The organism is Brevibacillus composti (assembly GCF_016406105.1).
Classification (GTDB): Bacteria; Bacillota; Bacilli; order Brevibacillales; family Brevibacillaceae; genus Brevibacillus; species Brevibacillus composti.
The window spans coordinates 107,445-122,564 of record NZ_CP066308.1; the positions used below are offsets into that span (position 1 = coordinate 107,445).

The following is a 15,120-nucleotide window of genomic DNA, read 5'->3' on the forward strand; positions in this document are numbered from 1 at the left end:
TATGGGAATTTCATTCGTATCCACCAATCAAGCTCCGGCAGCAATCGGACCGTATAGTCAAGCCGTCAAGGCAGGTTCCTTTTTGTACGCCTCCGGCCAGATTCCGCTCCGTCCGGACGGCACGTTGGTCGAAGGGGACATCGTCGCGCAGACTCATCAGGTATTTGCCAACATCAAAGGGGTGCTGGCAGAAGCAGGCTTGACCCTGTCGGACGTCGTAAAGGCTACCGTGTTTATCAAAAACATGGACGACTTTGGTCGCTTGAATGAAGTGTACGGCCACTATTTCGGAGATCATAAGCCCGCCCGTTCGACTGTGGAAGTCGCCCGACTGCCTCGCGATGTACAGGTGGAAATCGAAGTCATCGCCTATTTGGGCGAGTAAAAAATCAACGTTTCCGGAACCAAAGCCCGGCACCACCCGCGTGCCGGGCTTGTCTTTTAGTAATAATTGGAGTATGCTGGAGAAAATTATAGATTTTTTTGCAAAATTTCGGTAAACGGAGCAGGAATATTTACCCAGTGCGTGGAAATACTCCTAAACGCTTTTTTTATAGATAAAGGGAGTGAACATGATGGAAGTAACAGATGTTAGACTTCGCCGCGTGAATACGGATGGTCGTATGAAAGCCATTGCATCCATTACCATCGACCACGAATTTGTGGTTCATGATATCCGTGTAATCGACGGAAACAATGGCATGTTCGTAGCAATGCCGAGCAAGCGCACCCCCGATGGGGAATTCCGCGATATTGCTCATCCGATTTCCTCGGCGACGCGCGAAAAGATTCAGGCAGCAGTACTAAGCGAATATGAGCGTGTAGGTCAGGAAGAAGAGAGCACCATCGAAGCAGGCGCATAACCATTTTGAAAAAACAGGCACCCTGTCATAGGACGGGGTGCCTTGTTCATGCATAGCAGGCTTGCAAATCTGCAATGATTTTTTCCTTGTCCAATCCTTCTCCTATAAACACCGCGACCATTTTTGGCCCAAAATTTTCAAAGGGAAACAAATGAACCTGATTATCCGTATGCTGAAAAGAGATCAGTTCATCCCGCCCCTTGAAGAGCACATAGCCTTTGGCGCGGTAGACGTTTTTCGGCAGATCCCAAAGAAAATCCTCGAATTTTTCTCCATCGACCGGCCCAGTAAAATGGTAGGAAAATGTTTCAATACTATTGTACAAAGAGGGTTCGGAACGATCCAGCCCGAGAGACTGCTTCACTTTTCCCAAAACGGACAGCTTGCCGATGCTTTTTTGCACGGCGGGACCGCCCGTCCGTCCTGATTCTCTCTCCAGTGCTGCCTTTTCCCCAATCCGCTTTACCCAAAGCAGCTGATCGAGCTCCATCTCCCCGTGGATGGTGACGTGGACCGGGGCGTAGGGATTCAGCTCGGACACCTTGGCTTTCACTTTTTCCAAGGCGTCGGCAGAGACCAGATCGCTTTTATTTAATAGAAGCAAATCGGCGTATTTGACCTGATTGCGGATGGTCTTGACCAGCGAGCCTTTGGATGAAAAGCGGGAGTTCAGATCGCGAAAACGGGAAGCGTCCACTACGCTGACAATCCCTTTGAGGTCCAGATTGTCGTAGAGTTCCGGATGTGCCAGCGCGTCCACGACATCCACCGGGTCAGCCACCCCGGTCGTTTCGATCAGGATATGGTCGGGCGTAAAACTGGAGAGAATCTCCTTCAGCCCCTCTGTCAACTCACCTTGGATCGAGCAGCAGATGCATCCATCGAGGAGTTTCTTCACGGGAAAGCCGAAGCCTTGCAGCTGTTCGCCGTCAATGTCTTCTTCGCCCATTTCGTTCATCAGAACAACCACCTGCCCGTCCCGTTTGCGCAAATAGGCGAGCAGCTTCTGCAGCAGGGTCGTTTTTCCGCTGCCCAGATAGCCCGTCAAGATATAGACGCCGGCCTTCATCGCATCCGTCCTCCTTCTTACCTAAATATTTTGGCAGCTTTGCCAATTCCATCATAAAACAGGCTTCTGGCAGCGTCAAACCGTGCCGAAAGTCCATTTGCTTGTCTGTTACGATTAGAGGATCATGCGCCGATTATCTTGAAATCCCCATATGATTAAGATATAGTCATTGTGGAACTTCTACGCTGGAGGGTTGACATGTCGAATATCCATGCCGTAGTACTAGCAGCAGGTCAAGGAACACGGATGAAGTCAAAGCTGTACAAAGTCCTGCATCCCGTTTGCGGAAAGCCGATGGTCCAGCATGTCGTGGATACGCTGGCGTCCATGCGGGTGGAGGATGTCGTGGTCGTCGTCGGACATGGTGCCGACACGGTTCAGGCTGCACTGGGCGATCGGGTGAAGTACGCCCTGCAAAGTGAACAGCTGGGTACAGCTCATGCCGTGCAGCAGGCGGCGCCGCTTTTACAGGGAAAAGAAGGAACGACGTTTATTTTGTACGGCGATGTCCCCCTCTTGTCCGAGGAGACATTGACGGAGCTGTTGCGTTTTCATGAGGAGCAGCAGGCGGCAGCGACTGTGCTGACAGCGGTGTTGCCCGACCCGACCGGATATGGCCGGATGGTCCGCAACGCTGCTGGCGAAGTTGTAAAAATCGTCGAACATAAGGACGCCTCTGAAGAGGTACGGGCGATCAAAGAGATTAATACAGGCATATACTGTTTTGACAACCAAAAATTGTGGAATACACTGGCCCAGGTGAAAAATGATAACGTACAAGGAGAATACTATGTGACAGATTGCATTGGTATTCTTCGGGATGCCGGTGAGAAGGTAGTCGCCTTCGAAGCAAGGGATCCGGATGAAACCATGGGTGTCAACGACCGTGCACAGTTGTCAGAAGCGGAAGCTTATATGCGCAAGCGCATTGCCGTTCGCCATATGAAAAACGGCGTATCGATTATCGATCCGCTGTCCACGTATATTGAGGCAGATGTCGAGATTGGGCCGGATACCGTGATCCAGCCGGGCACCTACCTGCGGAGAGGGACAACCATCGGCAGCGATTGCGTCATCGGGCCGCAGGCAGATCTGCGCAATACGCGCGTGGCAGACGGTGTGACCATCTCTTACTCGGTACTCATTGATGCACAGGTGGACAGTCAGACGACTATCGGCCCGTTTGCCTATGTGCGTCCGGGGACGGAGATCGGTCCGAACGCAAAAATTGGCGATTTTGTGGAATTGAAAAATGCGAAAATTGGCAAGGGGTCCAAGGTGCCCCACCACAGCTATCTGGGTGACGCGGAAATTGGCGAAGATGTCAACATCGGTTGCGGCACTATCACGGTAAACTACGATGGTGCGGTCAAGCATAAAACCGTCGTGAAGGATGGCGCTTTTATTGGTTGCAATACCAATCTGGTGGCCCCGGTAACTGTCGGGAAGAACGCATATGTAGCAGCCGGCTCCACGATCAATCTGGATGTGCCGGATGACGCGCTGGCCATTGCCCGCGAACGTCAGGTGAACAAACCAGGATATGCAAAAAAAATGCCGCGAAAAGGCAAAAAGGAATAACACGGGAGGTTCTTGAAAGATAATGGCTAATTACCGCGACCCCAAACTGAAGGTATTTACGTGCAATGCAAACCCTCAGCTGGCGAAGGAGATTGCCGAGCACATCGGCGTCCCGCTGGGCAATTCGGAAGCCGTACGCTTCAGCGATGGCGAATGTCAGATCAAATTGAACGAAAGCGTGCGGGGCTGTGATGTCTTTGTCATCCAACCCACCTCGGCACCGGTAAACGAACATCTGATGGAGCTTTTGGTCATGGTGGATGCACTGAAGCGCGCTTCGGCCAAAAGCATCAACGTCGTCATCCCCTACTACGGGTATGCTCGCCAGGACCGCAAAGCGCGCGCCCGCGATCCGATTACGGCCAAACTGGTTGCCAATCTGATCGAGACGGCCGGTGCGCACCGCGTCATCACGATGGATTTGCATGCGACCCAGATCCAGGGATTCTTTGACATCCCGGTCGATCATCTGCTGGGAGTACCGATTTTGGGCAAATACTTCTCCGAGAAGGGGCTGAAAGACATCGTCGTCGTCTCCCCTGACCACGGTGGCGTGACGCGCGCCCGCAGACTGGCCGAACGTCTGGAAGCGCCGATCGCGATTATCGACAAACGCCGCCCGGAGCCAAACGTCGCGGAAGTGATGAATATCGTCGGAAACATCGACGGGAAAACAGCCATTATCATCGATGACATCATTGACACAGCGGGCACGATCACGCTCGCAGCCAGCGCCCTGATTGAGGCAGGTGCTCGTGATGTCTACGCATGCTGCACACATCCGGTCCTCTCTGGCCCTGCCATTGAACGGATCGCCAACTCGAAAATCAGCGAACTCGTCGTGACCAATACCATTCCGCTGACGCAGGAACAGCTCATTGACAAAATCAAGGTGCTGTCGGTTGCGCCGATTATTGGGGAAGCCATTATCCGCGTGCATGAAGAACTGTCGGTCAGCAAGCTGTTTGACTAAACGGCCATCTTCAGGGATGGAGAAGACCTCCACTGGACAAGCTAGAAGGTAGGAAGAAACTTCTAGCTGCCAGAGGAGGTTTTTTTATGGAAGCGATACAGGCGAGCATTCGCCGCAAGGGAGAGACGACGAACAAAGGATTGAGACGAAGAGGCTGGATTCCCGCCGTCATTTACGGTTCCGACATTGAAAATCTTCCGATTCAGGTAGAAGGACGCCAGTTGGATCAGGCTCTCCGTCAGCAGACGACGAACAAGCCCTTTTCCCTGGTGATCAATGGAAACGAGCACATGGTAATGGTCTACGAGCTGCAGCGCCATCCGGTGATGGGGAATATCCTGCACGCTGATTTTAAAAAGATCAATATGAATGAAAAAGTTCATACGAGTGTTCCGATTCTCATGACGGGAGACCCGGAGCTGGGAGTGGCCACGCTGGTCCGCCACAGTGTAGAGATCTCCTGCCTCCCTGGAAATATTCCCGAGTCGTTTACCGTGAATGTAGACGGTCTGCAGATCGGGGACGTGGTGCTGGTCAAGGATCTGGAAGTTCCGCCAAATATCGACCTCGGTCTGGACGAGATGGAAGTCGTCATCAGCGTTCTGCCGGTAAAAGCCAAATCGGATGAGTCGATCGAGGCCGAGCAGGCGGCGGAAGCGACGGCGGAAAATGCCGCCGCGCAAACGGACGATGCACAAAAGGTCTAGCGTCGGCTTCTGTTCATTGCAAAAATGCCCTGATGTTGCCGTCAGGGCATTTTTTCTGTGTCAGGGTTTCTTTGTTTCCTTCTCTATTTTGCGGTAGAATGTAGGGGAGAATGAGGAGGGAGCAGGCGTGAAAGTAATCATCGGACTGGGCAATCCCGGCAAAAAATATGAAGATACTAGACATAATGCTGGTTTTTTAGCCATAGATAAAATTAAAGACAAATGGAACATACCTGTTCAGCAGAACAAATTCCGTGCGTTGGTCGGCGAAGGACGGATCGAGGAAGAGAAGGTACTCCTCGTGAAGCCGCAGACCTACATGAACCTGTCTGGCGAATCCGTAGCCGAAATCTTGAAGTTTTACAAACTAGGGCCGGAGGACATCGTGGTCATCTACGATGATCTCGATCTGCCCCCTGGACAACTCCGCCTCAGGGAAAAAGGAAGCGCAGGCGGCCATAATGGCATCAAATCGCTGATTCAGCATATGGGGACCCAGGAGTTTAAGCGGATCAAAATCGGGATCGGCCGTCCGGAGCCGGGCCGGAGCGTCAGCGATTATGTGCTTCACCCTTTTTCTGCGACAGAGCGTCCGCTGATCGATGAAGCCGCCGAGCTGGCTGCAGCTGCGGCTGCGATGTGGACGCGAGAGCCGTTTGTAAAAGTGATGAATCAGTACAACACGACCGCCAAACCTTAGTATGTTTTGCCACTCTCCCGGTCATACTAAGCCTAGGAATGGCTGGGAGGTTTGTAGGGATGAGCATTCGCTATGAATGCCGCTGCTGCGGCATGAGGATCGCGGAGTTTGACGAAACCCAGGTATCGGAGGAACAGCTGGGGTTGAACTCCTTGACCGAAGAGGAACGTGCTCTTATAATATCCAGAGAACTAGGGGGAGACACCGTGGTCAGCATCACGTGCGGTTATTGCCGCGACGGGCTGCAATTGTACCCGGAGCTCTCATTGATAGGGAACCCGTTGCAATAAACGGGCAGTGCTTTCGAAGGCTTGCAGATACAAGGCCTTGGCTTGCTTAAGCTAAGGCTTCTTTTCGCATGGTCGACTGGCAGCGCTATCATCACTGCCGATCCGGCTTTTGCGCATAGAGGCGGAGTATACGTTTGTTCAACACAGAAAAACCTGAGAGGGGACCAGTGAATGCAAGTCATCATTAACCCGATGAAACAGGATGCCCATATCGGCACGATTGTAGCCGGATTGGAGACCGGACTGAGCGAACAGCTCGTCTCCGGTCTGGCGGGCTCCGCACGGCAAGCTTTGATGGTTGCCCTAAGGCAGATGAGCAATCGTCCGATCTGCGTCATTACCCATAACATGTTCCAGGCGCAGAAGGTATATGAGGACCTCATCGAGCTTGTCCCTGCGGAAGATGTGCTGCTTTATCCCGGGAACGAACTGATTGGGTCGGAGCTGGCTGTTGCCAGTCCCGACATTCTGGCGCAGCGCATTCACGTGTGCAACCGTTTGGCCAAAGGCTTTACGGGTTTTTTGGTTGTGCCTTATGCCGGTTTGCGCCGTCTGGCGATTCCTCCGCACGTCTGGAAGGAATCGCAAATCGAGCTGTCGGTCGGGCAAGAGCTGGATATAGACGCGTTTCTGCTGCGATGTATCGAACTCGGATACGAGCGAGTGGATATGGTGGAAAGGAAAGGCGAGCTGAGCGTTCGTGGCGGCATCGTGGACCTGTATCCGATTGACGCCGAATGGCCGGTCCGCATTGAACTGTTTGATGTAGAAATCGACTCGATCCGCAGCTTTGACATGGCGACGCAGCGTTCCCTGGAATCGATCCAAAGCTACACGATCGGACCCGCCAAGGAGATGTTCGCGTCTACCGCGCTGCTGCAGGAATCATCAGTTCGTCTGGAGCAAAAGCTCGGCGAGACCGTAGCCAAACTGAAGGATGCGGCCGCCAAAGAAAAAGTCGTCGAAAATATCGGCGGCGACGTGGAGCGGATGAAGCAGGGACAGCGTTTTCCTCATCTGTACTCCTATATTTCCGTGATCTACCCTGAGCAGGATACGCTTTTGTCCTATATGCCGCAAGACACGGTTCTGATCGTCGATGAACCGTCTCGCGTCTTGGACACGGCTGCACAGCTTCAAAAGGAAGAGGGAGAATGGCTGACCGGACGGATTATGCAAGGAGAGTACATGGCAAATCTGAGCCTGTCCCGCCCGTATGAGGAGATCATCTCTTCCAAACAGCGGCAGATCGTCTATCTGTCGCTATTTCTGCGCCAGTCCCCCAAAACGCAGCCGCAGAATATCGTCAATCTCACCTGCCGCACGATGCAAAATTTTCACGGCCAGATGAATGTGCTGAAAACGGAGCTGGCTCGCTGGAAAAAAGCGCAGGACCAGATCGTTTTTGTCGCGGCCGATCTGGAACGAGCAAAAAGATTGGAGCGCGTCCTGCACGACTACGAGATGGAGGCGGATCTCTTAACCGAAGAGGCGTCGACAGTGCCCCCGGGGCGGCCCACAATCATCCTGGGCAATCTGCAAACAGGCTTCGAACTGCCGCTGAACAAGCTAGTCGTCATCACGGAGGGCGAGGTCTTTACCGCCAAGCAGCGCAAGGCCCGCAAAGTGCAGCAGACGATGACAAACGCCGAGCGGATCAAGAACTACCTGGAGCTGAAGCCGGGTGATTACGTCGTCCATATCAACCACGGAATCGGAAAGTATTTAGGGATAGAAACCAAGGAAATACTCGGAATTCACAAAGATTACTTGCATATTCAATACGCCGGCGGGGACAGCCTGTTTGTGCCGATCGAGCAGATCGATCACGTCCAGAAATACGTGGCCAGCGAGGAAAGCCAGCCCAAGGTGTACAGCCTCGGCGGCAGCGAGTGGAAGCGCGTCAAAAACAAAGTCCAGTCCTCCGTAAAAGACATCGCCGAGGACCTGATCAAGCTGTACGCAGCGAGGGAGGCGGCTGTCGGCCATGCTTTCTCCCGAGATACGGAGGAGCAGCGGGAGTTCGAAGCGATGTTCCCGTACCAGGAAACGCCTGACCAGCTCCGCGCGATCGCGGAAGTGAAGCAAGACATGGAGAAGAGACGCCCGATGGACCGGCTCGTCTGCGGCGACGTCGGCTACGGCAAGACAGAGGTGGCCATTCGCGCGGCGTTCAAGGCGGTCATGGAGGGCAAGCAGGTAGCGGTGCTGGTTCCGACGACGATCCTTGCCCAGCAGCACTACGAAACTTTCCGGGAGCGCTTCGCCGATTATCCGATCCGAGTAGAGGTACTCAGCCGCTTCCGTTCCCGCAAGGAGCAGAATGCCACGATGAAGGGGCTGAAGGACGGGATTGTCGATGTCGTAATCGGAACGCACCGTCTGCTCTCCAAGGATATTCAATTCCGCGATCTCGGCCTGTTGATCGTCGACGAGGAGCAGCGATTCGGGGTCAGCCACAAGGAAAAGCTAAAGCAATTGAAAACCAATGTGGACGTGCTCACCTTGACGGCGACGCCGATCCCGCGTACCCTGCATATGTCGATGATCGGCGTCCGCGATTTGTCGGTCATCGAAACGCCGCCGGAAAACCGCTTCCCGGTGCAGACCTATGTGATGGAGTACAGCCCGGCCTTGGTGCGCGAGGCGATCGAGCGGGAAATGGCCCGAGGCGGCCAGGTCTTTTTCCTGTACAACCAGGTGCAGGGAATCGAGCAGATGGCGGAACAGATCTCCATGCTGGTGCCGGACGCGCGCATCGCGGTGGCGCACGGCCAAATGAACGAGAGCGAACTGGAGAGCGTCATCCTGGACTTTTTGGAAGGCAACTACGATGTCCTGGTCAGCACGACCATCATCGAGACAGGGGTGGACATCCCCAACGTCAACACGCTGATCATTCACAATGCGGACAAGATGGGGCTGTCCCAGCTCTATCAGCTGCGGGGGCGCGTCGGGCGTTCCAACCGGATTGCTTACGCGTACTTTACCTATCAGCGGGATAAAGTGCTGACAGAGGTAGCGGAAAAGCGTCTGCAGGCCATCAAGGAATTTACAGAATTGGGCTCCGGTTTCAAAATTGCCATGCGCGATTTGTCCATTCGCGGGGCGGGCAATCTGCTGGGGGCGGAGCAGCACGGCTTCATCAACTCGGTCGGTTTTGATTTGTACAGCCAGATGCTGAAGGACGCGATCGACGAGCTGAAGGGCGAAGTGAAGCAGGAAGCGGCACCTCCTGTGGAAATCAACCTGCAGCTGGATGCGTACCTCCCGTCTACCTACATTACGGACAGCCGGCAAAAGATCGAGATGTACAAAAAGTTCGTCGCGGTCTCGACGCTGGAGGATGTGGACGATCTCGCGGAGGAGCTGCTTGACCGCTTCGGGCCTTTGACCAAGCCGGTGGAGAATCTGCTGACGATTTCGCGTCTGCGGGTCTATGCGCTGGAGCATAAGATCACCGAGATCAGCCAGAAGAATCCGGACGAGATCAAACTCTTCTTGCATCCCAGCCAAAACAACAATATCGACGGGGGCGCGCTGTTTGCGCTTGCCAGCAATTGGAGCAGGCGGGTCGGCTTGTCAGGTGGACAACAGATCGTGATAACTGTTAAAGTAAAGGGGTTACGGGAAGACGAGGGCGTGCAGCTGGTGGAAAAGCTGCTTCGCCAATTTCACATGGTGCGCAAAGACACCAGTACGGAGAGGCCCGTGTCTTGAGAAAGCCACGGGTTTCCGAGAAGGGAGATCCACAAATGATGAAACGATCTGTTGCTTTGTTGTCTTCAGCAGTGCTGGCCGTGTCCCTTTTGACCGGTTGCGGCGGAGCGGCGGGTAAGGACTCCGCGGCTAAGCCTGCTGACCAGACCCAGCCCGCGCAAAACGGCGAACAGGCCACGCAGCCTGATGATGTGTTGGACCAATTTAAAAAACTGAATCTGCCGTATACGGTCGATCCCAAAACGGTTCTGGTGGAATACCAGGACGGCAGTTTGACGGCGCAAGAGTTCGAGACATTCCTGCGCGTCATCAATTTCTTGAACCCCATGCAAGGAGCGATGATCGAAAGCATTGACCAGGAGTCGCTGAAAATCTTTGCACGGGAGTACACCGCTACCAAGATCCTGGCCGCCCGCGCAGCAGATGAGGCGACCCAGAAGGAATCTCAGGAGCTGGCCGAGAAAACCTTTGAAAACATCAAGGGACAGTACATGGGCTTGCTTGGCAAGGACCCGTCCAAATTTGAGCAACTGTTGAAAAACCAGGAGTTGGATCAACAAACGATCATCGAGCAGATGGTGTTGATCAACAAGTCGATGGCGGTCCTGAAAAAGGACATTAACGACGCGGAGCTGAAAAAGACATACGAGGGCTTGGATAAAGCATCGATTACCGTCGCCTCCGTTCGCCACATTCTGGTTTCGTTTGAAAAGCACAACAACAAGCCTGAGGAAGCGCTGAAAGTAGCCAACGACCTCGTAGCCCGCCTGAAAAAAGGGGAAGACTTTGCGAAACTGGCGACAGAAAACACGGATGATCCGGGGAGCAAGGAATCCGGCGGTCTGTACGCGGATGCGGACGTCAGCCAGTGGGTGCCCGAATTCCAGGATGCAGCTATGAAGCTCGCGCTGAATGAAATCAGCGAGCCTGTCAAGACGGAGTACGGCTATCACATCATGCGCGTGGAAAGCCGCAAAGAAAAAACGTTTGAAGAAATGAAAGCGCAGCTGGAAAATCAGGCGCTGGAGCAGAAATACGATCATTTTAATAAGGTAGAGCTGGACAAGCTCATCACGAAATACAACATTCCGGAAACCAAACCAGCTTCATAATGACGGAGGAAAAACAGGGACAGCCGTTCCCTGTTTTTTCGTTTTCTCGCATATATTTGAAGCGGGAGTGAATACTATAGTCACTCGCTACCGCCCGGGGGAGAGTAACAGAAACAGTTGGAAAATGTTGCTGCCGACAATCCGTAGTGAAAATGAGAATCTGAGGAAAAAATACAGGTAACCACCAACCCATTCACAACCCACTTCTCAGGAAAGCGAGGCAACATGACATGAAAGCAACAGGTATTGTTCGTCGCATTGACGACCTCGGCCGGGTCGTGATTCCAAAGGAAATCCGTCGTACGCTGCGCATTCGTGAAGGCGACCCACTGGAGATTTTTGTAGACCGCGATGGGGAAGTCATCCTGAAAAAGTATTCTCCAATTGGGGAGCTGGGTGATTTCGCCAAGGAATATGCCGACTCTCTCTACGAGAGCCTGAATCATATCGTTCTGATCTCGGATCGCGACACCATCATCGCCGTATCGGGAGCATCCAAGAAGGAGTACATGGAAAAATCGATCGGCAGCATCGTGGAGAAAAGCCTGGAGGAGAGAAAGACGCGACTGGAGAAAAATACGGGAACCTATGAGATCTGTCGCGATCTAAACGAAACGTACGGCTCGTTTGTCGTCGCCCCGATCGTCGCTGGCGGCGATCCGATCGGCTCCGTGATTCTTGTGACCAAAAATGAATCGACAAAAATGGGCGACTTGGAAACAAAGATGGCAGAGACAGCAGCAGGCTTCCTCGCCAAACAGATGGAGCAATAGGATTTGAGCGAAACAGCCTCGATTGGAGGGGCTGTTTTTTTTCTTTTAAAAAAAGTGGGGGGATGCCTACGGAGATGAGCATCGCTTGTTTTTGGGTGCCCTTTCGGTTGTGGTATAATGTACGCAGTTTGTGGTTGGAGAGGAGATATTTCACACACATGGCTAGGGAAAAGGCATCCGTACAATTTGTGAAAGGCGCCGCCATTCTGGGGGCGGCCGGTCTTGTCTCCAAGCTCCTCGGTGCGGTCTACCGAATCCCGTACCAAAATATCGCTGGTGACATCGGCCTGTACGTATATATGCAGGTTTACCCGCTTTATTCAACCCTGCTGATTTTGGCCACAGCGGGCTTTCCTATCGCGATTTCCAAAATCATCTCCGAGCGGATTGCGGTGGGTGATGCGGCCGGAGCACGCAAGGCGTTTCGCGTAGCGAGCATGACCCTCGCGGTGCTCGGGCTCTTTTTCTTTCTGTTCCTCTACGGTGGGGCCACCGTGATTGCCCGGTCCATGGGCGACGAGCAGTTGGCCATGCCGCTGCGGGCTGTAGCCTGGTCGCTTTTGCTCGTGCCGATGGTGGCCATCCTGCGCGGCTATTTTCAAGGCCATCAAAACATGATGCCGACCGGTGTCTCGCAGGTCATGGAGCAGCTCATTCGGGTGGTCTTTATCCTGATTGCCGCCTGGTGGGCGATGAGTGCCTATCAGGACGCCTATTTGGCGGGGACCGGCGCGGTATTTGCCGCCTTTCCGGGAGCGGTGACCGCGATTCTGGTGCTCCTCTGGTATTGGAAAAAAACCAAGCAGTCGCAGCAGCTGCAGGGTGAAGAGGGGGAGGCGGCCACATCGTCCACCTGGTCCAATCGCCAAGTGCTGCGCAGCTTGCTGTTTTACGCGCTGCCCATCTGTATGGGCGCATTGGTGCTTCCCCTGATTCCCTTGGTCGACTCGATGACCGTCGTCAACATGCTGCAGTGGAGCGGGATGGATGAGGAAGCGGCCAAATTGTTCAAAGGGGCATTTGACCGCAGTCAGCCTCTGATCCAATTCGGTACGTTCTTTGCGACTTCGCTGTCGCTCGCGCTCGTCCCGGCGATCAGCGAGGCGGTCGCGCAGCGGCAGCAGCGTGTGATTGAAGGCAGGACAGAAGTGGCGATCCGGCTTACCTTTTTGCTCGGGCTGCCTGCTTCCTTCGGCCTCGCGCTCCTCGCCGAGCCGGTCAATGTCATGCTCTATGGGGATGATAAAGGAACCCAGGCACTGGCTATCCAATCCTTCACGATTCTGTTTGCCACACTGAGCATTGCCAGCGCGGGCATTTTGCAGGGGCTGGGACGCGTGATGAGACCGGCCCGCAATCTGTTTATCGGCGTTTTGTTTAAGCTGATCCTCAATCTGGCGCTGGTGCCCGTCTGGGGAATCTCCGGTGCTGCAGTCGCGACAGTGCTGTCTTATCTGATCGCGATGGGGCTGAACGTACTGGCCGTGCAGAAATACACCGGTGCCCGTCTGGGACTGAAGCAGATTGCCTGGAAGCCGTTTTTATCCGTCAGCATCATGGGCGTCGTCGTACTGATTGTGGAAGGGGGCATGCTGTTGCTGCTCCAAGGTACGCTCGCATCGACGCGGCTGCTTCATACGGTGGTTGGCCTGGTATCGGTAGGAGCCGGAGGTGCTGTCTATCTGGTCGCCCTGCTGAAAACGGGCGGTTTGACGGCAGCGGATATTCGCTTTCTGCCAAAGGGGGAGCGGATCGCCTCTTTCCTTCATCGGATGAAATTGCTCCGTACATAAGTGAGGGGAAAAGGAATGCCGCGACCCGAAAAGCAATGAAATAAGGAGGCATGGCGCTTGACTGATACAAAAGGCAAAATAACCGTCCTGGGTCTGGGGGCGGGGGATCTGGACCAGTTGCCGTACGGACTGTACCGCACACTGACAGGTACGGGTCACTTGTATTTGCGTACACGTGAACATCCGGTTGTGTCCCAATTGGCCCAGGAGATTTCCTACACGGCTTTTGACGAGATCTACGAGCGGCACGACAGCTTTGACGACGTCTATGCCGAAATCACAGATACGCTGCTGGCCAAAGCCCTGCAGGAGCGGGCGATTGTCTACGCGGTGCCGGGCCATCCGCTGGTAGCCGAGCGGACGGTCCAGCTGCTGCTGCAGGAGGGACCCAAGCGAGGAGTCGAGATCGAGATCGGGGGCGGGCAAAGCTTCATAGACCCGCTGTTTGCCCGTTTGCGGATCGACCCCATCGAAGGATTTGCGCTCCTCGACGGCACGGCATTCAAAGCGGATCAGGTGCATCCGGGGATGCATACCATCATTGCCCAGGTGTATGATGCCCGGGTCGCCTCCGAGGTAAAGCTGACGCTGATGGAGGTCTTGCCGGACGAACATCCCGTGACCGTGGCGACTGCCGTGGGTGTCACCGGGCAGGAGCGGATTACGACGGCGCCTCTGTACGAACTGGATCATCAGGATCACTTCGGCAACCTGACGCTGGTCTATGTGCCGCCAGCCCAGGAAGAGCGCGTCCGGTACCGGCAGTTCTCCTATCTGAAAGAGATTGTGGCCATATTGCGCAGTCCGGAGGGGTGCCCGTGGGATCGGGAGCAAACCCACCAGAGCATCCGCAAAAATCTGATCGAAGAAACCTACGAGGTCCTGGAGACGATTGACGACGAGGACCCGGATGCGATGTGCGAGGAGCTGGGCGACCTGCTCATGCAGATCATGCTCCACTCGCAGATGGCGGCAGAAGACGGCTATTTCACCGTCGACGATGTCGTGGCGGGCCTAAGTGAAAAGCTGATCCGCCGTCACCCGCATGTCTTCGGCGAGAAAAGCGCGGAGGATGCAGGCGAAGCCCTGGCCAACTGGCAGGAGATCAAGGCCCAGGAAAAGGCAGCCAAGGGGATCGACCCCGAGCGGCAGTCCAAGCTGGCGGGAATCCCCCGCGATTTGCCCGCTCTCATGTACGCCTACAAGCTGCAGAAAAAAGCGGCTCACGTCGGTTTTGACTGGGAGAACATCGAGGATGTCTACAAAAAGATCGACGAGGAGTACCAGGAGCTGCGAGAGGCGGCAGAAGATGAACGGGCCGGCGAACTGGGGGATTTGCTCTTTGCGGTCGTCAATCTGGCCCGCTTCCTGAAGATCGATCCGGAGGAAGCCCTGGCCCTGACAAATCGAAAATTTACCAAACGCTTTGCCTATATCGAGCAGAAGCTGCAGGAAGCAGGCCGCAGCTTCGATGAGACCAATCTGGAAGAGATGGATCAATGGTGGGAAGAGGCAAAGCGGCACGGATGAGGAGAGGAT

General features: G+C 54.4%; 13 protein-coding genes. 12 read left to right on the forward strand and 1 reads right to left on the reverse strand.

Annotated elements, in window-relative coordinates; translation table 11 throughout:
• The first annotated feature begins 1 nt into the window (after position 1).
• A complete protein-coding gene (locus tag JD108_RS00650) occupies positions 2–385 on the forward strand; it encodes a RidA family protein (RefSeq protein WP_198828131.1) in 384 nt (127 codons plus the stop codon).
• A gap of 190 nt (positions 386–575) precedes the next feature.
• Positions 576–863 carry a septation regulator SpoVG gene (gene spoVG, locus JD108_RS00655; RefSeq protein WP_003390224.1) on the forward strand — a complete coding sequence of 96 codons (288 nt, stop codon included), beginning with the start codon at positions 576–578 and terminating at the stop codon, positions 861–863.
• Between the two features lie 46 nt (positions 864–909).
• On the opposite strand, the gene JD108_RS00660 is transcribed toward spoVG, so the two are convergent.
• Positions 910–1,932: a CobW family GTP-binding protein gene (locus JD108_RS00660; protein WP_198828132.1), complete on the reverse strand. Its 1,023-nt coding sequence runs from the start codon at positions 1,930–1,932 to the stop codon at positions 910–912.
• A gap of 198 nt (positions 1,933–2,130) precedes the next feature.
• Here JD108_RS00660 and glmU point away from each other — a divergent pair, with 198 nt between their 5' ends.
• The 10 genes from glmU to yabN all read left to right on the forward strand — a co-directional run bounded on the left by glmU (position 2,131) and on the right by yabN (position 15,111).
• Positions 2,131–3,513, forward strand: a complete 1,383-nt coding sequence (glmU, locus tag JD108_RS00665) for a bifunctional UDP-N-acetylglucosamine diphosphorylase/glucosamine-1-phosphate N-acetyltransferase GlmU (RefSeq protein WP_198828133.1) — start codon at positions 2,131–2,133, stop codon at positions 3,511–3,513.
• Positions 3,514–3,535: 22 nt separating this feature from the next.
• The gene (locus tag JD108_RS00670) at positions 3,536–4,486 is read left to right on the forward strand and encodes a ribose-phosphate diphosphokinase (protein WP_198828134.1); all 951 of its coding nucleotides are present in this window, start codon (positions 3,536–3,538) and stop codon (positions 4,484–4,486) included.
• A gap of 86 nt (positions 4,487–4,572) precedes the next feature.
• Positions 4,573–5,193, forward strand: coding sequence for a 50S ribosomal protein L25 (locus JD108_RS00675; RefSeq protein ID WP_198828135.1), 621 nt, complete (start codon positions 4,573–4,575; stop codon positions 5,191–5,193).
• Positions 5,194–5,320: 127 nt separating this feature from the next.
• The gene (pth, locus tag JD108_RS00680; RefSeq protein ID WP_198828136.1) at positions 5,321–5,893 is read left to right on the forward strand and encodes an aminoacyl-tRNA hydrolase; all 573 of its coding nucleotides are present in this window, start codon (positions 5,321–5,323) and stop codon (positions 5,891–5,893) included.
• Between the two features lie 59 nt (positions 5,894–5,952).
• Positions 5,953–6,183 (forward strand): anti-sigma-F factor Fin, encoded by a 231-nt coding sequence (locus JD108_RS00685; protein WP_198828137.1) that lies wholly within the window; start codon positions 5,953–5,955, stop codon positions 6,181–6,183.
• 171 nt (positions 6,184–6,354) lie between these two features.
• Positions 6,355–9,903, forward strand: coding sequence for a transcription-repair coupling factor (gene mfd / locus JD108_RS00690; protein ID WP_198828138.1), 3,549 nt, complete (start codon positions 6,355–6,357; stop codon positions 9,901–9,903).
• 38 nt (positions 9,904–9,941) lie between these two features.
• The gene (locus JD108_RS00695; RefSeq protein WP_198829934.1) at positions 9,942–11,015 is read left to right on the forward strand and encodes a peptidylprolyl isomerase; all 1,074 of its coding nucleotides are present in this window, start codon (positions 9,942–9,944) and stop codon (positions 11,013–11,015) included.
• Positions 11,016–11,245: 230 nt separating this feature from the next.
• Positions 11,246–11,788, forward strand: coding sequence for a stage V sporulation protein T (gene spoVT, locus JD108_RS00700; RefSeq protein WP_198828139.1), 543 nt, complete (start codon positions 11,246–11,248; stop codon positions 11,786–11,788).
• A gap of 158 nt (positions 11,789–11,946) precedes the next feature.
• On the forward strand, positions 11,947–13,581 hold the full coding sequence (locus tag JD108_RS00705; RefSeq protein WP_198828140.1) for a putative polysaccharide biosynthesis protein: 1,635 nt from the start codon (positions 11,947–11,949) through the stop codon (positions 13,579–13,581).
• A gap of 57 nt (positions 13,582–13,638) precedes the next feature.
• Complete coding sequence (gene yabN, locus JD108_RS00710) at positions 13,639–15,111, forward strand: bifunctional methyltransferase/pyrophosphohydrolase YabN (protein ID WP_198828141.1); 1,473 nt, start codon at positions 13,639–13,641, stop codon at positions 15,109–15,111.
• The last annotated feature ends 9 nt before the right edge of the window (positions 15,112–15,120 follow it).

Coding starts and splice junctions, on each gene's coding strand:
- spoVG (WP_003390224.1), top strand. CDS start 576: ATGGAAGTAACAGATGTTAGACTTCGCCGCGTGAATACGGATGGTCGT.
- JD108_RS00670 (WP_198828134.1), top strand. CDS start 3,536: ATGGCTAATTACCGCGACCCCAAACTGAAGGTATTTACGTGCAATGCA.
- spoVT (WP_198828139.1), top strand. CDS start 11,246: ATGAAAGCAACAGGTATTGTTCGTCGCATTGACGACCTCGGCCGGGTC.
- mfd (WP_198828138.1), top strand. CDS start 6,355: ATGCAAGTCATCATTAACCCGATGAAACAGGATGCCCATATCGGCACG.
- JD108_RS00705 (WP_198828140.1), top strand. CDS start 11,947: ATGGCTAGGGAAAAGGCATCCGTACAATTTGTGAAAGGCGCCGCCATT.
- JD108_RS00675 (WP_198828135.1), top strand. CDS start 4,573: ATGGAAGCGATACAGGCGAGCATTCGCCGCAAGGGAGAGACGACGAAC.
- JD108_RS00685 (WP_198828137.1), top strand. CDS start 5,953: ATGAGCATTCGCTATGAATGCCGCTGCTGCGGCATGAGGATCGCGGAG.
- JD108_RS00650 (WP_198828131.1), top strand. CDS start 2: ATGGGAATTTCATTCGTATCCACCAATCAAGCTCCGGCAGCAATCGGA.
- glmU (WP_198828133.1), top strand. CDS start 2,131: ATGTCGAATATCCATGCCGTAGTACTAGCAGCAGGTCAAGGAACACGG.
- JD108_RS00695 (WP_198829934.1), top strand. CDS start 9,942: ATGAAACGATCTGTTGCTTTGTTGTCTTCAGCAGTGCTGGCCGTGTCC.
- JD108_RS00660 (WP_198828132.1), bottom strand. CDS start 1,932: ATGAAGGCCGGCGTCTATATCTTGACGGGCTATCTGGGCAGCGGAAAA.